At 71.1% G+C, this 19,258-nt stretch carries 21 protein-coding genes and 1 pseudogene; 10 read left to right on the plus strand and 12 right to left on the minus strand.

Annotation, left to right across the window (positions count from 1 at the left end):
• From M8542_RS46805 to M8542_RS46815, 3 genes and pseudogenes are all read left to right on the plus strand, one after another.
• A pseudogene (locus tag M8542_RS46805) lies at window positions 1-212 on the plus strand (IS110 family transposase); the annotation flags it as partial.
• 201 nt (window positions 213-413) lie between these two features.
• Window positions 414-2,018 (plus strand): GAS domain-containing protein, encoded by a 1,605-nt coding sequence (locus M8542_RS46810; protein ID WP_257926894.1) that lies wholly within the window; start codon window positions 414-416, stop codon window positions 2,016-2,018.
• Window positions 2,019-2,033: 15 nt separating this feature from the next.
• Entirely contained in the window at window positions 2,034-2,429 is a 396-nt protein-coding gene (locus M8542_RS46815) for an NUDIX domain-containing protein (RefSeq protein ID WP_257926895.1), read from the plus strand.
• On the opposite strand, the gene M8542_RS46820 is transcribed toward M8542_RS46815, so the two are convergent.
• Both M8542_RS46820 and M8542_RS46825 read right to left on the minus strand, forming a co-directional pair.
• Window positions 2,423-3,160, minus strand: a complete 738-nt coding sequence (locus M8542_RS46820; protein ID WP_257926956.1) for a dihydrofolate reductase family protein — start codon at window positions 3,158-3,160, stop codon at window positions 2,423-2,425. The genes M8542_RS46815 and M8542_RS46820 overlap by 7 nt on opposite strands.
• A gap of 148 nt (window positions 3,161-3,308) precedes the next feature.
• Window positions 3,309-3,608: a YciI family protein gene (locus M8542_RS46825; protein ID WP_257926896.1), complete on the minus strand. Its 300-nt coding sequence runs from the start codon at window positions 3,606-3,608 to the stop codon at window positions 3,309-3,311.
• 219 nt (window positions 3,609-3,827) lie between these two features.
• Between M8542_RS46825 and M8542_RS46830 the strand changes: the two genes are divergently transcribed.
• From M8542_RS46830 to M8542_RS46850, 5 genes are read left to right on the plus strand one after another with little or no spacing between them, the layout of a single operon-like run.
• Window positions 3,828-4,736 (plus strand): hypothetical protein, encoded by a 909-nt coding sequence (locus M8542_RS46830; protein ID WP_257926897.1) that lies wholly within the window; start codon window positions 3,828-3,830, stop codon window positions 4,734-4,736.
• Between the two features lie 33 nt (window positions 4,737-4,769).
• Complete coding sequence (locus M8542_RS46835; protein ID WP_257926898.1) at window positions 4,770-5,951, plus strand: pyridoxal phosphate-dependent aminotransferase; 1,182 nt, start codon at window positions 4,770-4,772, stop codon at window positions 5,949-5,951.
• A gap of 11 nt (window positions 5,952-5,962) precedes the next feature.
• Window positions 5,963-6,889: a phosphotransferase enzyme family protein gene (locus M8542_RS46840; RefSeq protein ID WP_257926899.1), complete on the plus strand. Its 927-nt coding sequence runs from the start codon at window positions 5,963-5,965 to the stop codon at window positions 6,887-6,889.
• Between the two features lie 56 nt (window positions 6,890-6,945).
• Entirely contained in the window at window positions 6,946-7,635 is a 690-nt protein-coding gene (locus M8542_RS46845) for a TetR/AcrR family transcriptional regulator (RefSeq protein ID WP_257926900.1), read from the plus strand.
• A gap of 28 nt (window positions 7,636-7,663) precedes the next feature.
• Window positions 7,664-8,515, plus strand: a complete 852-nt coding sequence (locus tag M8542_RS46850; RefSeq protein WP_257926901.1) for an LLM class F420-dependent oxidoreductase — start codon at window positions 7,664-7,666, stop codon at window positions 8,513-8,515.
• Here the strand turns inward: M8542_RS46850 and M8542_RS46855 are convergent, their stop codons facing one another.
• Window positions 8,516-9,232 (minus strand): nitroreductase/quinone reductase family protein, encoded by a 717-nt coding sequence (locus M8542_RS46855; RefSeq protein ID WP_257926902.1) that lies wholly within the window; start codon window positions 9,230-9,232, stop codon window positions 8,516-8,518.
• A 171-nt stretch (window positions 9,233-9,403) separates the two neighbouring features.
• Entirely contained in the window at window positions 9,404-10,228 is an 825-nt protein-coding gene (locus tag M8542_RS46860) for a hypothetical protein (protein ID WP_257926903.1), read from the minus strand.
• A 61-nt stretch (window positions 10,229-10,289) separates the two neighbouring features.
• Between M8542_RS46860 and M8542_RS46865 the strand changes: the two genes are divergently transcribed.
• Both M8542_RS46865 and M8542_RS46870 read left to right on the plus strand, forming a co-directional pair.
• Window positions 10,290-11,822 (plus strand): AMP-binding protein, encoded by a 1,533-nt coding sequence (locus M8542_RS46865; protein WP_257926904.1) that lies wholly within the window; start codon window positions 10,290-10,292, stop codon window positions 11,820-11,822.
• 34 nt (window positions 11,823-11,856) lie between these two features.
• The gene (locus tag M8542_RS46870) at window positions 11,857-12,159 is read left to right on the plus strand and encodes an immunity protein CdiI family protein (protein WP_257926905.1); all 303 of its coding nucleotides are present in this window, start codon (window positions 11,857-11,859) and stop codon (window positions 12,157-12,159) included.
• On the opposite strand, the gene M8542_RS46875 is transcribed toward M8542_RS46870, so the two are convergent.
• From M8542_RS46875 to M8542_RS46910, 8 genes are all read right to left on the minus strand, one after another.
• A complete protein-coding gene (locus M8542_RS46875; protein ID WP_257926906.1) occupies window positions 12,156-13,259 on the minus strand; it encodes an epoxide hydrolase family protein in 1,104 nt (367 codons plus the stop codon). The genes M8542_RS46870 and M8542_RS46875 overlap by 4 nt on opposite strands.
• The gene (locus tag M8542_RS46880; protein WP_257926907.1) at window positions 13,256-13,798 is read right to left on the minus strand and encodes a dihydrofolate reductase family protein; all 543 of its coding nucleotides are present in this window, start codon (window positions 13,796-13,798) and stop codon (window positions 13,256-13,258) included. Before M8542_RS46880 ends, M8542_RS46875 begins: the two co-directional genes overlap by 4 nt.
• A gap of 6 nt (window positions 13,799-13,804) precedes the next feature.
• On the minus strand, window positions 13,805-16,138 hold the full coding sequence (locus tag M8542_RS46885; protein WP_257926908.1) for a molybdopterin-dependent oxidoreductase: 2,334 nt from the start codon (window positions 16,136-16,138) through the stop codon (window positions 13,805-13,807).
• A complete protein-coding gene (locus M8542_RS46890) occupies window positions 16,135-17,160 on the minus strand; it encodes an LLM class flavin-dependent oxidoreductase (protein WP_257926909.1) in 1,026 nt (341 codons plus the stop codon). The genes M8542_RS46885 and M8542_RS46890 overlap by 4 nt, the downstream gene beginning before the upstream one ends.
• Window positions 17,157-17,648 carry an SRPBCC family protein gene (locus M8542_RS46895; RefSeq protein WP_257926910.1) on the minus strand — a complete coding sequence of 164 codons (492 nt, stop codon included), beginning with the start codon at window positions 17,646-17,648 and terminating at the stop codon, window positions 17,157-17,159. The genes M8542_RS46890 and M8542_RS46895 overlap by 4 nt, the downstream gene beginning before the upstream one ends.
• A 70-nt stretch (window positions 17,649-17,718) precedes the next feature.
• Entirely contained in the window at window positions 17,719-18,222 is a 504-nt protein-coding gene (locus M8542_RS46900) for a winged helix-turn-helix transcriptional regulator (protein ID WP_257926911.1), read from the minus strand.
• Between the two features lie 32 nt (window positions 18,223-18,254).
• Window positions 18,255-18,827 carry a GNAT family N-acetyltransferase gene (locus tag M8542_RS46905; protein ID WP_257926912.1) on the minus strand — a complete coding sequence of 191 codons (573 nt, stop codon included), beginning with the start codon at window positions 18,825-18,827 and terminating at the stop codon, window positions 18,255-18,257.
• Window positions 18,828-18,836: 9 nt separating this feature from the next.
• On the minus strand, window positions 18,837-19,226 hold the full coding sequence (locus M8542_RS46910) for a cupin domain-containing protein (RefSeq protein ID WP_257926913.1): 390 nt from the start codon (window positions 19,224-19,226) through the stop codon (window positions 18,837-18,839).
• Between the last annotated feature and the right edge of the window lie 32 nt (window positions 19,227-19,258).

The following is a 19,258-nucleotide window of genomic DNA, read 5'->3' on the forward strand; positions in this document are numbered from 1 at the left end:
ACCGCCAGCTCAAACGCGCGTTCTTCCTCGCCGCCTTCGCGGCGCTGTCGGATCCGACCAGCAGGGCTTACTACGACCGCAAACGGGCTGAGGGCAAGAAACACAACGCCGCCCTGATCTGCCTGGCTCGCCGCCGCTGCGACGTCCTCTACGCCATGCTTCGCAACGGCACCCACTACCGCCAACCCGAACCGGCCACCACAGCGGCTTGACAACCAGATAGGGACACCCCCCGGACATCCCTTCTGCCTCTGGACTCGTGAATGACGTGACGCCCCGCGTTCGATCGGTCACAGGATCCGCTATGTTCGGCTGAGGTCCTGTTTCCGGCGAACGGAGTGAGTCCTGTGGGGGTGCACCGGATCTGGCACCACGGACTGGTCCCCACCGAGGGGAAACGCCCCCTGGATGCCTTGCGCAGCAGGCTGATCACGCGTCAGCGGCAGCGCGGCGACTACACGCTCACCGATCTCGGCTCCTCCGACGACGGCGGCTCGCGCCGCGCGGACCTGAAGTTCGCGTGGACCGGCGGCGAAGGCCGCTACTCCGTTCAGGTATTGCTTTCCCTGTGCTACCACGCGGGTGAGGACCGCGTGACGTGGTTGCTGGCGGCGGCGTGCACGCGGCCGTGGCGCAGCTGCCACGAAGCGCCCGCGCACCGGATCGGCTTGGAGGAGCTCGGCGCCAGCGGCAATGACGAGATCCCGATCGAGGCACCCGTGCTCGCGATGCGCGGCTGGTCCCGCGAGGAGTGCGACCGCGTCGCCGAGCTGCTCGGCGAGGCACTCATGGCGTCCTGGCGGACGTCGGCGGTGCTGCTGCTCACCGAACCGCCGACCGTGCCGGTCGAAGGCTGGCCCGGGCTGGTCAACGTCTTCGACGTCGACGACCGCTTCCGTCGCACGCTCAACCAGCACCTGCCGCTCGGCTGCGTGGTCCCGCTGGGCGCGCGGCTGTACGCGGCGCCGTGCGACCAGCTGCCCGACTTCGTCGAAACCGGCGGCCCGGTGTCCGGCGAGGCGCTCGAAGGCGCCATCACGCGGCTCATCCAGACCCGCGGCCGCACCCCGCTGCCCGAGGAGTGGGCGGACGTGCCGAGCGTGCGTGCCTTCTACGACGGCGATCCGTTCGCCTCGCCGAAGCGGGAGCCCGACGCCGAGCTGGCCGCGAAGCTCGGCCGGGCCCAGCGCGAGCTCGCCGAGGCGCGGGGCGTGCTCACCATCCTGCGCAAGAAGGTCAAGATCGCGACGGCCGAGCGGGATCGGCAGGCCGGTGAGGTGAAGGTGCTCCGCGACCGGCTGGCGGAGCTGACCGCGGTCGACGTCGGGTGCCTGCGGGCGCAGCTCGCGCGGCTGCAGGAAGAGGCGGACGACTACGCGCGCGCGTTCGAGGAGACCGAAGCCGAGCGCGACGAGCTCAGACGCGTCAACGGCCTGCTGGCCGGCACGCTGGTCCGCTGCCACGGCGCCGACGACGAGGTCGCCGCCGCCGAACGCCCGCCGGCCGAGTTCCCGAGCTTCGCCGAGCTGATCGCGTCCGCCACAGCGACGCTCACCCGGCTCGCGATCACCGCCGAGCCGGCCCCGGCCGCGATCCTCGACCACCACCCGAAAGCCGCCGCGTGGCGCCGCAAGGCGTGGGACGCGCTGCGCACCCTCGACGCCTACGCGTGCGCGAGGACGTCGCTGCTCGACGCGGGCCAGGACCCCGGGCCGGAGCTGTCGGACGTGCTCGCGTTCGCCCGCACCGGCCAGCCGGGTTCGCTGATCAGCGCCAACATCATCGCGCTGGCCGAGTCCGACACCGTGACGACGAACGAGCGGCTCCGGCAGGCCCGCACGTTCCGCGTCGACCCGCGGACGAACCCGGCGGGCCGCGACTACTTCGGCGCGCACATCGCCTTGGAGCGCTTCAAGTCGCCGGCGCCGCGGCTGCACTTCCTCGACGACACCGACGGCACGGGCACCGTATACATCGGATACCTCGGCGCCCACCTGCCGACGTCGAAGACCAACTGAGCGAGAATCACGCGCATGACGCGACGAAAGGACCTGGCCTACTGCCGGATCGTCCGGGACGGCCGGGTGCTGTTCCTGCGCCGCGCGCCCGGTGTGTTCCTCGCCGGCCGGTGGGAGCTGCCCGGCGGCACGGTCGAGCCGGGTGAGCCGTTCGAGGAGACGGCGGTCCGGGAAGTGGCGGAGGAGACCGGGTTGAGCGTCCGCGTCACTGGGGAGCTCTCGCGCGATTCGTGGCCGGACGTCGCGGGCCGCGCGCTCGAAATCCACGCTTTCTTTTACACCGCCGAAGAAAATGGCGAAGGTGACGTGGTGCTCAACCCCGGCGAGCACGACGATTTCGCCTGGCTGACCCCCGCGGAAGCGGCCGATGTCGACATGGCGGCGCACTTCCGCCGATTACCGGCCTACTGAGGGTTCAGATACCGCAGGAGCACGCTCGAACCGTCCGTCAGCACGGAAGCCAGCTCCAGCTTCGCGGGATCGATCGCGCCGCCCAGCGCGGCCCGGCTCGCGGTTCCGGACACCAGGAACGGCGCCACCGTGAGCCGGAATTCGTCGACCACGCCGGCCGCGATCAACGACCCGAACAACCGCGGCCCGCCTTCGCAGTCGATCCGCCCCAGGCCTTCGGCGACCAGAGTCGCGACGGCCAGTTCGGCCGACACCTCGGTTTCGCCGACCACGAACACCCGCGCGCCGTTCGCCGCCCACGCGTTGCGCAGCTCCACCGGGGCGGCCGCGCAGGTGAAGACGATCGTGGGGACCGCCGCCTTGGTGATCACGGGCGCGTCCGGGGGCAGCGACCGCCCGGTCGTCACGACCGCGACCGGCGCGATCGGCGCCAGCCCGAACCGGCGCCGCCGGTCGGCCGACGGCTCGTCCGGGCGCATGCCTTCGAACCCCTCGGCCACCGCGGTGCCCGCGCCGAGCAGCACCACGTCCGCGAGGTCGTTGCCGAGCCGGTAGACGATCCGGTCGGCCGGGGTCGACAGGCTCGCCGACCGCCCTTCGACGGCGATCGCGCCGTCGGTGCTGGAGACGAAGTTGACCGCGAGCCACTTGGGGTCGGCCGGGTAGGTGTAGAGCTGTTCGAGTTCGTGGTCGTCCAGGCCCCGCTCGACCGGCCAGATCTGCCGGATCACGCCCATGACAGGGCCTTCGCCGCGTGCATCGCACTCTCCCCGCTGGACGTCCCGGACGTCGCGATCATAAGCGGACCGGCAGGTGAGCGCTCTTCGCCGGCAGGTGGCGGGGCATCGTCGCCGGGCCACCCGACCCGTGGCGGACTCCTCAGGAGGCGATGGCCTCGTTGATCGCCAGCAGCTCCTGAGCGGTGCGCGTGGCGGTGAATTCGATGACGTCGTACCGGGCGAGCCGCTGGACCACGAACGGGTCACTGGCGAGCACCGCGTCGAGCTTGCCGCGCAGCATCGACCGGGTGAGGATCACGTGGTCGGCGGCGCCGGTTCCCTTTCCGGAAACCAGGAAGATTCCCTTCGTGAATTGTTTGCGCAACCATTCGGAATGATCCGGGAGCGCGTAGTCGACTTCTGTGTCCGGGGCCGTGTAGGCCAGCAGGGCTATGTACATGCTGTGATGGTAGAACTCTTTCGGTCCCACCGCATCCGCCTGGCGTGTGGCGCCCGGAACACAATATCCGGGTCAAGAAAATCGGCTTATTCTTTACGTTTGCTTTTTCGATCTTCTCCTTCCTTGCCGCACAACACCGCCGTACGCCTGTCGTCGTACGCCGCGGTACCGCCCTCGGGCCGACGCGGTGACTCCGGTCCACGGGCGACACTTCGGGTCATGAACGCAGTGACCCGCATCTGGCACGACGGCCGGCGCGCCGAACGCGCCGCCTACGCCGTCGGCGCGGCGTTGTTCGTGAGCGGCCTCGTGCACGCGATCGTGCTCCTCGCCACCGGCGGCTCGTGGCTGGGCCCGCTGTCGATGCGCAAGGCCGTCACGTTCGGCCTGTCCTTCGGCCTGACGCTCGCTTCGGTCGCCTGGGCGACGTCGTTCCTCACCCTCCGCGCCCGGCTGCGCACGATCCTCCTCGGCGCGTTCACCGCCGCGAGCGTCGCCGAAGTCGTGCTCGTCAGCATGCAGACCTGGCGCGGGGTGCCGTCGCACTTCAACTTCGAGACGCCGTTCGACAACGTCGTGTCGATGACGCTCGCCGCGGGCGGCGGGGTGATCATCCTGACCGTCATCGGCTTCACCGCCGCCGCGCTGGTCGAGCCGGGCCCGGACGCGCCGAGCCTGCGCTTGGCCGTCCGGGCCGGGCTGGTCGTGCTGCTGGTCGCGCTGGCCACCGGCGCGGTGATGATCGCGCGCGGGGTAGTGCTGGCGCGCGGCGGCGACCCGCAGGGCGCCTACACCACCGCCGGCTCGCTCAAGCCACTGCACGCGGTCGCGATGCACGCGATCCTCGTGCTGCCCGCGCTGGCCTGGGTGCTGCGGTTCAGCCGCTGGCCGGAGGCGCACCGGCTGCGGGTCGTGGTGCTCGCCGTCGTCGCCGACGCCGTGCTCACCGCCGTGATCGGGATCGAGTCCTTCACCGGCGTCGACCCGCTCGCCGCGCCGCTGCCGGTCCTGGGCTTGTCGGCGCTCGCCGCCGCGGCGCTGGCGGGCTGCGGGTTGTACGCCTTGACCGGTGTTGAACCGGCCGTCCGATTCGCACGTGTCCCCAGCGGGAAGGCAAGGGGCCGGTAAAGCGGCGGACGGAGACCACGCGTGCGGCACGGTATGACCACCAGCGGCCTTTTCCAGCAGAGCGCCGCCCACAGCCCGTCGTTCTTCTCCGTGGCCAGGGCGATGGGCCAGCACGCGGACGACCTGGCGGACTTCTGCATCCCCTGCAACCCGTACTTCCCCACCGACGAGATGTTCGGCGAGCTGGAGCGCAACCTCCGCACGATCCTCAAGTTCTACCCGAGCGACGCCGGCGCGATCACCGCGCAGCTGGCGAGCGTGTTGCGGCTCAACCCGTCGACGATCTCGCTGGCCAACGGCTCGACCGAGCTGATCACCTGGATCGACCGGCTGCTGGTCGACGCCAGCGTCGCCGTGCCGATCCCGACGTTCGGCCGCTGGACCGACCAGCCGCTGGAGACCGGCAAGCGCGTCGACATGTTCCTGCTCAAGGAGTCCGACAACTTCGAGCTCCGCGTCGACGAGTACGTCGAGTTCATCAAGCGCCGCGGCTCCCGGGTCGCCGTCCTGTGCAACCCGAACAACCCCGACGGCGGCTACCTGCCGCGCCGCGAGGTGGTCCGGTTCATGGACGCCCTGGAGGACCTCGACCTCGTGGTGATCGACGAGTCGTTCATCGACTTCGTCGAGGTCGAGCTGAACCCGTCGGTGGCCGCCGAAGCCGTGGTGCGGCCGAACGTCATCGTGCTGAAGAGCCTCGGCAAGAACTTCGGGCTGCACGGCATCCGGTTCGGCTACCAGGTCTCGAACCCGGCGCTGACCCGCAAGCTGTCGGGCGCGCTGCCGAAGTGGAACCTGAACTCGCTCGCCGAGACCGTGATCTTCATGCTCGCCGGGCACCGCGCGGAGTACGAGGACAGCCTCAAGAAGCTCGCGCTCGACCGGTTCATGATGAACTCGCAGCTGAACCAGTTCCCGGAGCTGACGGTGTTCCCGTCGCAGGCGAACTTCCTGCTCGTGAAGCTGCCGAACGCCGTCGACGGCGCCGAGCTGTGCGACTACCTGCTCGCCGAGCACCACCTGCTGGTGCGCCAGTGCGGCAACAAGATCGGCATGACCAGCCAGTTCATGCGCTTCGGGGTGCGGCCGGACACCGAAGTCGAGCGGCTGGTCGAAGGCCTGCGCGGGGTCGAGCGCCTCGGCGGCGGCCGGCACACCACGCCGACCATCGAGCTGGTCTCGCACTCCCGCGAGCCGGAACGGTCGATCAGCTGAGCACCTGGGCCATGGCCGGCTCGACGGCGAACGACCGGCCGTTCGCCGCGCTCGACCGGTCCGGCCGCACCCGCCGCCTGCGCCGGCTCGCCGAAGCGGCGTTGACCGACTACGACGTCCCGGTGGCCCGGCTGACCCCGCTCGGCCACGGGCACAACACGACGTTCCGCGTCGACGGCGCGGACGGCCACCGGTACGTGCTGCGGGTGCAGCGCCCGGACGGGCCGAGCGCCGCGCAGGTCCGGTCGGAGATGGCCTGGCTCGCCACGCTCTGCCGCGAGACCGATCTCGTGGTGCCGCGGCCGGTGCCGACGCGGGCGCGCGACCTGGTCACCGTCGTCGCCGACCCGGCGGTGCCCGAGCCCCGCGCCTGCGTGCTCTGCCACTGGGTCGAAGGCCGGTTCGTCGACGAGCGGCTCAGCCCGCCGCAGCTCTACGCGCTGGGCGAGTTCACCGGCCGGCTGCACCTGCACGGCGCGCGAATGAACGGCCTCGACCGCGGCCGCGTCGACGACCTGACCGAGTTCGGCCGCTCGCAGGTCGACGGCTTCTCCGACGCGGTGCTCGAGCGGGCGGTCGCGCAGGCCGGCGGGGACGCGCGCGTCCGCGCCGCGGTCGAGCGGGCCCGCGCGGTGCGGGCCGAACTGGGGTGCGGCGCCGACGTCTTCGGCCTGGTGCACGGCGACCTGCGCCAGCACAACTACCTGTTCCGCCGGGGCCGCGTGCGGGCGATCGACTTCGACGACTGCGGGTTCGGGCACTTCGCCTACGACCTCGCGGTGACGATCGGCGAGCTCGGGCACCTGCCGCAGCGGGCGGAGCTGCGGGCCGCGTTGCTGGACGGCTACCGGTCGGTGCGCCCGGACGCGGCCACGACCGACCGCGCCGTCCTGGCGGCCTTCGCGGAGCTTCGCCAGGCCCAGCTGCGGCTCCGCTGAAAGCGTCACTTTCCCTACGAAAGTGCCGCGTTACAGCCTGGCGCTACAATTGCTACATGGCCGGACGATCGAGCGACGCCACCAGCACCCGCGACCGCCTCCTGCTGGCGGCCGGGCAGCTCCTGCACGAAGCGGATGGCGGGCCGGTGTCGACGCGGGCGATCTGCGAGCGCGCGGGCGTCCAGGCGCCGACGCTCTACCACCACTTCGGCAGCAAGCAGGGCCTGCTCGACGCCGTGGTGAACTACGGCTTCACCCAGTACGTCCAGGCGCCCGCGCCGGGTGGCGACCCGGTCGCGCGGATCCGCGAGGGCTGGGATCGGCACGTCGGCTACGGCCTGGAGAACCCGCAGTTCTACGTGCTGCTCTACGGCCAGATCGAGGCCGGCAAGCCGTGCAACCTCACCTCGAGCGCCGAGGCGATGCTGCTGGAGCTCTTCACGCCGCTGGCGCGTGACGGCCGGCTGCGCGTCGAGGCGGCGGAAGCCGCCCGGCAGTTCGCGGCGGCGAACAGCGGCGTCACCCTCAGCCTGATCGCCCAGCCCGAGGGATCCCGGGACCTCGCGATGTCCGCGCAGGTCCGGGACGCCGTCCTGGCCGGGCTGCTCACCGGACGTCCCGCCGAGGACTCGTCCACGAGCGCTCTCGCGGTCGCTTTGTCGACCGCGCTCGCCGACGACGTCGAGCAGCTGACGACCACCGAGCGGCACCTGCTGCGGGAGTGGCTGCACCGCCTCTCGAACTGACGCCGCTACATTTGCTACATTGAGCCCTATGACAAATGTAGTGAACCTCGGCACCTACGGCGTCTTCCTGTCCCCACACCGCGACGACCCCACGCGCAAGCAGCACGCCATCGCGGCGGACCGGCTCGGCTACGGCACCGCCTGGCTCGGCACCGGGCGCGCCTCGATCAGCGACCTCGCCTTCGTCGAGGACATCCTCGCCTCGACCGAGCGGATCACCGTGGCGACGGCGATCGTGAACGTCTGGGCCGACGAGCCGGAGGCGCTGGCCGCGTCCTACCACCGGCTCGCCGACCGCTACGGAAAGCGCTTGCTGCTGGGCATCGGCGTCGGCCACCCCGAGTCCGTCAGCGAGTACCACAGCCCGTACGACACGCTCGTCGGCTTCCTCGACCGGCTCGACGCGGCCGGCGTGCCCGCCGAGGCCCGGGTGCTCGCCGCGCTCGGCGACCGGGTGCTGAAGCTCGCCCGGGACCGCACCGCGGGCGCACACCCGTACCTCGTCCCGGTCGCGCACACCGCGCACGCCCGGTCGGTGCTCGGCGCGGGCAAGATCCTCGCGCCGGAGCAGAAGGTCGTGCTCGGCGAGCCCGAGGAGGCGCGCGAAGTCGGCCGCGCCTTCATCCGCGACCCCTACCTCGGGCTGCGCAACTACGTGAACAACCTGCGGCGCCACGGGTACACCGAAGCCGACGTCGCCGGCGGCGGCAGCGACCGGCTGATCGACGACCTCGCGGTGCACGGCACCCCCGAGGAGGTCGCGAAGCGGCTTCGGTCGCATGTGGACGCCGGCGCCGACCACGTCGCCGTCCAGGTGATCGGCCGCTCCGCCGAGGTGGAGGCCGAAAACCACCGGCGGCTGGCCGAAGTGCTGCTGTGATCAGCCGGGCGCGGGCAGCAGCGCGTTCAGCGCCTTGACCACGGTCTGCTCCTCGTAGGCGAAGTGGGTGTCCAGAAGGGACGCCAGCCGGTCGAGCTCCGCACGCAGCCGGGCGGGGTCGGTTTCGGTGTCGACGAGCCGCCGGATCTCCTCCTGGATCCGGGCGACGGCCACGTGTTCCTCGCCCAGCTTCGTCAACGTGGGCGCGAGCGCCGGGAACTGCCGGGCCAGCATCGGGAAGATCGCCGTGTCCTCGCCGGTGTGGTGGCGGGTGAGCGCCGCGCAGAAGCCGAGACACCGCTCACTCAGCTGCCGAGAAGTGCCGTCTCGCAGTTCCTTCAGCTCGGCGCGGAGCCAGTCGTGCACTTCGGCGAGCCAGTCGCCCATGCGGCGCACCCGGTCGAGCCGGTGCAGCTCGAGCACGGGCAGGAGCCGGGGAGTTCGCGCCTGGTAGGCCGCGAACCCCGGCTCCCGCTCGACGATCGTGGCGAACAGCGCGTCGCGATCAGGGACGATGGCGGCCATCGCCTCGAACGTTTCGGTGCCGGTTTCCACCGTCACCAAAGGGTTGTGGCGGATGTTGTGGTACCAGGCCGGGTGCTTCGGCGAGCCCATCGCCGACGCGACGACGACCAGGCGGCCGTCGATGTCCAAGGCACCCAAGGTGACGCGGTGCCGTCGGCCGGTGCGGGCACCGGTCGTGGTGAGCTGGATCAAGCTGGTCCTTTCCGATGAAGTGATCACCGGAGGCCGTGAAGCGACACGGAACGGGCGCACGAAGGGCACACTTCTGCCAGGGAAGGCAGAACGTGTCGATTCAAGGGGGCTGAGTAGCCACTACCTCCGTGCGTAGGCCCATCCGGGGCGCGCTTTCACGCTAGCACAGGATCAGTGGGCTTCGGCGGCCTTTCGCGCATCCTCGGCGGCCGTGTCGGCCTGCTCGTAGGTTTCCTTTGCCTGCTCGAACTCCGCCGTCGCGCGCTCGGCGCGTTCCTCGGCCTCGGCGAGGCGGGTGCGGAGGTCCTCGACGCGGGCGGTGGCCTGCTCGGCCGCGCGCTCGGTGCGGACGAGGTCGCGCTCGGCCACCGCGCGTTCCTTGGCCAGCTCGGCGGCCTCCTTGCGCAGCCGCTCGCGTTCGGCGCGGGCGCGTTTGCGTTCCTCTTCTTCGCGCCGGTGGTCCTTTTTGGGCTTGGCCGGTTCGGCTTTTTCCACCAGCTTCGCCGGGCGCTTGCCACTCGAGGGCGGCGCGCTCGCGGCGAGGGTGAACCACTGGTCGGTGTCCTGGTGCGCCACCGACGTCAGGCGCCCGGCGACGGCGAGCTCCGCGGTGCCGGGGTCGGCCGCGACGGCTTCCAGGGTGGCCTCGACCTCGCGGGACACGGTGTCGCTCATCGACGGCAGCCCGTGCACGATCCGCCGGACGAGGTCGCCGCGGCGGCGGGTCAGGGCACGCAGGTCGTCGCCCGCGAGGCGGCTGTGCGCGTCGCGCAGCTCGTCGCCCAGCTCGGCGAGCTCCCGCAGCTCGTCCGGGTCGTCCCTGGCCAGGCGGTTGACGATCGCCGCGGCCGTGGTCGGCTTGCGCAGCTCGCGGATCTTCGCCGCGAGGTCGGCGTCGCCCTCGGCCTTCGCGGCCTTCGCCGCCGCGTTGCGCGCGCTGACGAACTCCGCGAGGTCACCCCCGTAGAGCTCGCCGGCCACCGTGTCGAAGTCCATCGCACTCCAGCGAACCACATCGGACTGGTGCGAGCACCTGCGACGAGTCATCATCGGGGGCATGTTCTTCGATCTGGGTGTCCGGGACTTCCTCGACCGCGCGGAAACGGTGTATCCGGACCGGGTCGCGGTGGTCGACGAGCCGAACCAGGCCGCGCCGAGCTGGGGTTCGCTGACCTACCGCGAGGTGGCGCAGCGGGCCAGGGCCCAAGCCGCGAACCTCGACGCGCTGGGTGTGCCGGTGGGCGGGCGCGTCGCGATGGTGTCGCACAACGCCGCGCGGCTGCTCACGTCGTTCTTCGGGGTGTCCGGCTGGGGCCGGATCCTGGTGCCGGTGAACTTCCGGCTCGCGCCCGCCGAGGTCAAGTACATCGTGGAGCACTCGGGCGCCGAGGTGCTGATCGTCGACCCGGAGCTGGCGCACCTGCTCGACACCGTGACGGCGAAGCACGTGTTCGTCCTGGGCCGCGACGACGAAGCGATCTGGGGCGGTTCGGGGACGCCGCGACCGTGGGCCGGCGACGAGTCCGCGACCGCGACGATCAACTACACCTCGGGCACGACGGCGCGGCCGAAGGGCGTGCAGCTCACGCACCGCAACATCTGGCTGAACGCGGTGGTGTTCGGCCTGCACACGACGTTGCGCGACGAGGACGTCCTGCTGCACACGCTGCCGATGTTCCACTGCAACGGCTGGGGCATGCCGTACGCGGTGACCGGCCTCGGCGGGCGGCACATCGTGCTGCGGAAGGTGGACGGCACCGAGATCCTCCGCCGCATCCGGGAACACGGCGTCACGATCCTGTGCGCGGCACCCGCGGTGGTCACCGCGGCCCTGGACGGCGCGGCGACGTGGGAGGGCGAGATCCCGGGCCGCGACCGCGTCCGGATCGTGGTGGCCGGCGCGCCCCCGCCGACGCGCACGATCGAGCGCGTCCGGGCGGAGCTGGGCTGGGAGTTCATCCAGATCTACGGGTTGACGGAGACGGCGCCGCTGCTGACGGTCAACCGCATGCGCGAGGAGTGGGCGGACCTGGACCCGCACGAGCAGGCCCGCCTGCTGGGCCGCGCGGGCACGCCGGCGCTGGGCGTCCGCATCGACGTCGACACGGACGGCGAGGTGCTGGCCCAGTCGAACCACAACCTGGACGGCTACTGGGAGAACCCTGCGGAGACCGCACGCGTGCAGGAGGGCAACTGGTTCCACACGGGCGACGGCGGTTCGTTCACCGACGGCTACCTGACGATCGCCGACCGCAAGAAGGACGTGATCATCTCGGGTGGCGAGAACGTTTCGTCGATCGAGGTGGAGGACGCGCTCAACTCCCACCCGGCGGTCCGCGAGGCAGCGGTGATCGGCATCCCGGACGAGAAGTGGGGCGAGCTGGTGACGGCGCTGGTGGTCACTTCCTCGGAGGTGCCTGAGGTGTCTTCGGAGGAGCTGATCCAGCACTGCCGCTCGCACTTGGCCGGGTACAAGTGCCCGAAGCGCATAGAGTTCCTGGATGAGCTTCCTCGCACGGCGACGGGCAAGATCCAGAAGTTCAAGCTCCGCGAGCCCTACTGGGAAGGCCAGTCCCGCCAGGTCAACTGACCTGCGCTTCTTCTTCGACGCGGGGTCGGGCGCGGTGGTGTGGGGTTCACCGGGCCCGGCGGACCTCGCCGAGCTGCCGATCAGCTCGGCCCTGCACGCGACGCTGGACGACTTGGCCGCGCAGTACGACTCGTCGCTGAACTGGGACTACCCACCGGACCCGGGTCCCTGGCGGGAGGCACGGTGCGCGCGCTTCAACGCGGACGTGCGCGCTGCGTTGGCATCGCTGCGCGCGGAGCTGGGCCCGTCGTACGAGATCGCGGACGAGTTCGGCGAGCTGCACGAGGACCCGGACCTGGACCGGTACCTGGCCGACCCGAAGGGTTTCAAGCGCTAACGCACCAACCGGAAGAACGTCCGCACCTCCTCGGCGAACAGCTCGGGCTGCTCGTAAGCCGCGAAGTGGCCACCCCGCCCCAGCTCGTTCCAGTGCCGGATGTCCGGATACCGCCGCTCGGCCCACCGCCGTGAAGGCCGGGGCATCTCCTTCGGGAAGATCGAACACCCCGTCGGCACGTCCACCGTGTCGTCGGTCGACTCCGAAAACCAGCGCTGCACCTTCCGGATGCTCTCCCAGTACAGCCGCGCCGCCGACGCCGCCGTCCCCGTCAGCCAGTACAGCGTCACGTCGTCCAAGAGCTCGTCGCGGGTGAAGGGGAAGCCGTCCGACCAGGCGTGGAACTTCTCCACCAGCCAGCCGCACAACCCCACCGGCGAGTCCAGCAACGCATACCCCAGCGTCTGCGGCCGGGTCGACTGCAGCTCCGAATACCCGTCCTCCCACCGCGCGGCGTGCTCCAACGCCGACAGCGCCGCACGCTCCGCGGCCGTCAGGTCCGGGAACGTCGAGGGGTCCGGCGCCGCGATCGGCGGGTTCAGGTGGATGCCCGCCAGGTGCGCCGCGTCCTGCTGGGCCAGCGACGTCGTGATCGACGTCCCCCAGTCGCCGCCCTGGGCGCCGTAGCGCGAGTAGCCCAAGCGGGCCATCAGCTCGGCCCACGCCGACGCGATCCGCTCGATGCCCCACCCCGGCGACGACGGCTTGTCGCTGAAGCCGTAGCCGGGCAGCGACGGGATCACCAGGTGGAACTCCGCCGAGAGCAGGGGAATCACCTTCAGGAACTCCAGGACCGACCCGGGCCAGCCGTGCGTGAGGATCAGCGGCAACGCGTCCGGCCGAGGCGAGCGCACGTGCAGGAAATGGATGCCGAGGCCGTCGATTTCCGTGCGGTACTGCGGAAACCGGTTGATCCGCGCTTCCACGGAACGCCAGTCGTACCCGGAAGCCCAGTAGTCACACAGGGAACGCAGGTACCCCAGCGGCGTGCCCTGGCTCCAGTCGGCCACCGGCTCGGCCTCCGGCCAGCGGGCCCGGCGCACCCGCGCCCGCAGGTCCTCGAGATCGGCCTCGGGCACCTCGACCCGGAACGGCTTCACGCCGGCGCGTAGGTGAGCTGGACGACGCCGTTCCCGAACGTGGCCGATTTCTTCAGCTCCAGCGGGAAACCCGGCCCCGCCTGCGGGAACAGCCGCTTGCCCTCGCCCACGACCACCGGGTACAGCAGCAGGTTCAGCTCGTCGACCAGGCCTTCGGTCAGCAGCCAGCGCACCGCCGTCGTGCTGCCGCTGGTCATGATGTCACCGCCGGAAGACGCCTTCAGCGCGCGGACGGCCGTCGCCGGGTCGCCGGTCAGCAGCGTCGAATTGTTCCAGCTCACGTCGGACAACGTCGACGAGAGCACGTACTTCCGCACGGTGTTCATGAACTCGGCGCCCTCGTCTTCGACGGTCCGGCCGGGCCACGCCTCGGCGAACCCTTCGTAGGTGACCCGCCCGAGCAGCATCGCGTCGGCGGCGGCCATCCCGCTCCCGACGGCCTGGCCGATCTCGTCACTCCAGTACCGCAGCGACCACTTGTCGGGCGCCTCCACCACGCCGTCAAGCGAAATGAACAGGTTCGAAACAATCTTGCGCATGGGCCACTATAGACCGGCGGCCGGTCCCGACCGTCCACTCGCGACAGACTCCCGGACCCGCGCGCTGTCGGCCTCCGCCCGCGAACGCTCCGCCGCCGTCACCGGCTCCAGCCGCGCCGGGACGTCCTTGTGGTGCGGCGTGCCCGCGATCGGGTCGCGGTCCCGCGCGTCGGTCAGCAGGTTGATCCGCGGGCCGCTGACCACCCGGTCGCCGTGGGCGTCCGGGTGCGCCATGCCGTAACCGTGCGGCAGCGCCAGCTGTCCCGGCCGCAGCCCCGGGTCGGCCTCCGCGCGGACGACCACCCGCCCCGCCGGCGTCACCACCGCCACCCAGTCACCCGCCGAAGCGCCGATGGAAGCCAGCTCTTCGGGACGCGCGCGCAACGCGCCGTCCGGATCGGTGCGGCGCCAGCGCGGGTCGCGCAGGATCTGGTTCGCGTTGTGCGCCCGGCGCTGGCCGTTGAGCAGGGAGAACGGGAACGCCGGATCGGGCCGTTCCGCGGCCGGGTCCAGCGCGCCGAGCCAGTCCAGCAGCTCCGGCACGGCCAGCCGGATCTTCGCCCGGCGCAGCAGGCTCCACACTTCGTCCTGCTCGTGCGCCGAGAACGGCGTCGGGCCGGCCAGCACGCGCGCGAACAGCTCCTCACCCAGTTCCGCGCCGGACGCGGAACTGCCCAACGCCCGCTGCACCGGCACGGTCATCGTCTTCGCGGCCCGGTGACACCCCGCCCACAGCGGCGCGATCGACGCCGCGCCGTCGGGCAGCGACGCGCCCAGCGTCCGGTAGAGCAGCACCGGCAGGATCGCCGACCGCTCCGGCATCGCCTGCACCAGCGCGCCGATCCCCGCCTGCAGCTCCGCACGCGGTCCCGCGGCCAGCGAGGCCAGCACGTCCGACGGCGGCAGCACGCCGAGTGCGTCGAACAGCCGTGTGTAGATCTCGGCTTCCACCAGCGTGCCCGGCAACGGGTCGAGCAACGGCGGGCGCAGCTGGAAGTAGTTCGTCGGCCATTCGAAGGTGAAGAGCGTGAACTCCCACTTTTCGTGCTGGGACGCCGCCGGCAGCACGTAGTCCGCCAGCGCCGCGGTCTCGGTGTAGGCGACGTCGACGACCACGGACAGCTCGGCCGCCCGCACCGCGCGTTCGACCTCCCGCGTGCCCGCGAACGTGTTGGCCGGGTTCGACGACTCCACCCACAGCGCGCGCACCCGGTTCGGGTGCTCGGTGAGGATCTCCTCGGCGAGGGTGTTCGCCGGCAGGAGGCCGCCGATGTACTCGAACCCGGTGACCTCCGACCGCTGCCCGCTCGAAGACCCCCACAGCGGGAGCAGCCACGAGTGCAGGTTGTTCGTCCCGCGCCGGCCGAAGTGCCCGGTGACCAGGTACAGCAGCTTCTCGAGGTAGCTGTTGAGCGTCGAGTGCCGCCCCTGCTGGATGCCCAGCTCGACGCGCACGGTCATGGCGCGCGCCGCCAGGATCAGGTCGACGGCCGCCTCGACGTCCGCACGGGACACTTCGGCGTGCGCGATCCACTCGGCCACCGGGATCTTCCCCAGCACCGCGGCGACTTCCTCGAAGCCTTCGGTGCGCGTGGCGAGGAACTCCGCGTCCGCGCCCCCGCGTTCCAGCACGAGCGCCAGGATCGCGCCCAGCAGGTACGCGTCGGTGCCGGGGCGCAGCGGTAGGTGCAGGTCGGCGATCTCCGCGGTCTCGGTGCGCCGCGGGTCGATGACGATCATCTTGCGCGCGGGGTCGTTCTTGATCGTGTTGAGCGCGTGCCGCGCGTTGCTGAACCCGTGCGCCTGCCAGGGGTTGCAGCCGAGCACGAGCAGCAGGTCGCAGTGTTCGACGTCCTCGGCGGTGTGCACGAGGGTGGAGCCGAACAGCTGCCCGTTGACCCAGAAGTCGCCGGTCTTCTCCTGCGACAGCGCGTTGAAGTGACGCGTCGAGTTCATCCACTTCAGCAGCGACGCGCCGTACGCGCCGCCGGAGTGGTTGCCCTGGCCGCCGCCACCAACGTAGGCGAACGAGCCGGGCCGCCCGGCCGCGGTGTCGGCGTCCCGGATTTCGCGCAGCTTCGCGGCGATCTCGGCGAGCGCGGTGTCCCAGTCGATTGGCTCGTGGGTGCCGTCCGGACGACGACGCAGCGGCGTCGTCAGGCGATCGGCGTGGTCGCCGTACCAGGTCAGGCGTTGCGCCTTCTGGCAGAGGTAACCCTGCGAACGCGGATGTGCCTTGTCCCCGCGGACGCGGGTGATCTTCCGGCCGTCGAGCTGCACCTCCAGCCCGCAGTTGAGGTAGCAGAGGCTGCACGCGGTGCGCTGCCACTCGCCGGTCACAGCAGGTCCAGCGCGCGGCCGAGCGTCGTGAGACGCGCTTCGAGGGTTTCGCCGGCCGGGTAGAGCCGGACCGTGTCGATGCCGGTGTCGCGCCAGACGCGCAGTCGTTCCCGCACCATTTCCTCCGTGCCGATCAACGTCGTGGCCAAGACCATCTCGTCGGTGACGAGCGCGGTCGCGCCGTCACGGTCGCCGGCCTGCCAGCGTTCGCGGACCTCGGCGGCGACGTCGGCCCAGCCCTGGCGGCTGTAGGCGTTGTTGTAGAAGTTCGTGGTGGCCGAGCCCATCCCGCCGAGGCTGAAGGCGAGCTCCTTCTTCCGGCCGCCGACCATGACGCGCAGCTCGTCCTCGTTGTCCGCGAAGGCGACTTCGGCGCCCTGGCAGACGTCGATGTCCGCGCGCGTGCGGCCCGCCTTCGCGAGCCCGGCGTCGAGCGGCGCGAAGTACGCGTCGGCGCCTTCGGGCACGAAGCTGGTGCCGAGCCAGCCGTCCGCGACCTCGCCGGTGAGCTCCAGGAGCTTCGGCGACAGCGTCGCCAGGTAGATCGGGATGTCCGGGTTCGGTGTGGTGGACAGCCGCATCGGCCGCGTTTCGCCGGGCAGCGGGATCTCGAACGCCCGGCCGGTGAACGAAACCTTCTCCCCGGCGAAGGCCTGGCGGATGATCTCGACGGTCTCGCGCATCCGCGTCAGCGGTTTCGCGAACGGGACGCCGTGGAGTCCCTCGATGACCTGCGGCCCGGACGGGCCGAGCCCGAGCGCGAACCGGCCGCCGGAGAGGTCGGCCAGCGTCAGCGCGGCCTGGGCGATCGCGACCGGTGTGCGCGTGCCGAGCTGGATGATGCCCGAGCCGAGCTGGATCCGGTCGGTGCGGGCGGCGAGGTAGCCGAGCGCGGACGGCGCGTCCGAGCCCCAGGCTTCGGCGACCCAGCAGACGTCGAGGCCGAGCTTCTCCGCCTCGAGCACGAAGTCCAGCGTCGTGCGTGAATCCTTCGAGAACTCGACGGTCGTCGCGGTCCTCATCGGCCCTCGACCCGCTCCTTGATCGCGGCGAGGTTGCCGGTCATCGCGGTTTCGAACTCCCGCAGCCGCACGAAGACGATCTTCTGTTCCTTCTCGGGCATCCGGTCGATGGCGAACGACAGCCCGGACCGCCCCGGCCCCAGCTGCATCCACTGGCTCAGCCGGGTGCCGCCACCTTCGGGCGCCAGGGTGAACTTCCAGATCGCGCTCGGCTCGGCCGGGTCCGCGACGGCCCAGGCGAACACGCGCGGCTCTTCGTTCTCGACGACGAACGAGGTCGTCTCCCACTCGCCGAACGCGTCGTGCTTGCTGCGGCCGACGAACGTGCGTCCGGCCTCGCGCCATTCGACGGACTGCAGCTCCGCGCTCAGCGAGGGCATCAACGCGATGTCCGACACGACCGGCCAGACCGCCTCCGGGGCGGCGTCGATCCAGGTCGAGACCTCGGCCGTCGGCTTGTCCGCGTACCTCGCGCCGGTCCATTCCATCGTGGTCGCCACTCCTCCCGGATACGCTGCTGACCACGATAGTTGCGTAGATAGACCTACCCTGTCAACGTCACTCCTGCCGGGCGAACCGCGCCTCGACGTCCGGCCGCGTCGCCAGCCGCGGCGGGAAGCCGGGGCCGCGGCGCATCCGGGTGTCGTCCGGCGTCATCGGCTCGCGGCACTCGGCGCAAACGATTTCGGCGTGCGTGTCGTGCCCGCAGGCGAGGTGGTGCACGGTGATCGGCGGGCCGGCCTCGGCGGCGAGCCACTTGTCACCCCAGCGGGTCATCGCCAGCAGCACGGGATAGAAGTCGCGGCCCTTCTCGGTGAGCACGTAGTCGAAGCGCACCGGCTCGCTCTGGTAGGCGACCTTCTCCAGCAGCCCCTCCTCGACCAGCCGCTTGAGCCGGTCGGCGAGGGTGTTGCGGGCGATGCCGAGCGCCTGCTGGAACTCGTCGAAGCGCCGGACGCCGTAGAAGGCGTCGCGCAGGACCAGCGGGGTCCACCAGTCCCCGAGCAGGTCCATGGTGCGCGCGATCGAGCACGGCCACTGCGCGAACGATGTCCGTTTCATGCGGCCGAGCGTACGCCGTTTTCCAGAAGGACTCAGCAGGTCAGCCGCATGACGACCCGCCGCGCGGTCGGACGGCTCACCTCTTCGAAGCCCGCCGCGGCGAACACCCCGGTGGTGCCGACGAACAGCTCACCGGGCCACGCGACGGGCTTTCCCGGGTCGACGAGGATCGGATAACCCTCGATGGCGCGGGCGCCGCGCTCGCGGGCGAAGCCGACGGCCGCTTTCGCCAGCGCCGCGCTCACCCCGCGCCGGCGGAAGCCCTTGCGGGTGACGAAGCAGGTCACCGACCAGACTCCGTCGTCGGCCTTGTCTTCGTCGCGGCCGTCCCAGACGATCCGGCTGCCGAGCAGGCGCCGGTAGGCGGTGCGCGGTTCGACGGCGCACCAGCCGGCGGGCTCGCCGTCGAGGAAGGCGACGAGCCCGGTGGCGTGCTCGGTCTGTTCCCGGAGCCGTTCGGCGCGCTCTTCGGCGGTGCCGGACCGCCACTGCGCGGGCGTGTCCTTGAAGTACTGGCACCGGCACCGGGCCGGGTCGCCGCGGTCACCGAAGATCGCCTGCAGATCCGCCCACGACGCCTGGTCGACCGGGACGACAGTCAGCATTCCCCGACGCTAGACCAGGTGCCCCGTGGTCACCTCGACGTGGTCGGGCACCTCGTCGTGCGCGTCGCCGACGGAGAGCGTCCCGGCCGGCTCGACCAGCAGCACGCTCGCGCCCGCCTTCGACGACGGCTTGTGGAACGTCCCCTTCGGCACGACGAAGACCTGTCCGCGCGACAGCGTCACGACGCGCTCGTCCGGGTCGCGCACGCCGATCGCGATCTCGCCGTCGAGGACCAGGAAGAACTCGTCGGTGTCCTCGTGGACGTGCCAGACGTGCTCACCGTCGAAGCGGGCGAGGCGGATGTCGTAGTCGTTGACGCGGGTGACGATCCGCGGGCTCCACGCGGCGTCGAAGCTCGCGAGGACTTCGTTCAGGTCGATCGGGTTCATGGGAGCCATCGTCGACCTGGTGTTCCGCTGCCGCGAGTGCT

The organism is Amycolatopsis iheyensis (assembly GCF_024703995.1).
In the GTDB taxonomy this organism is placed as follows: Bacteria; Actinomycetota; Actinomycetes; order Mycobacteriales; family Pseudonocardiaceae; genus Amycolatopsis; species Amycolatopsis iheyensis.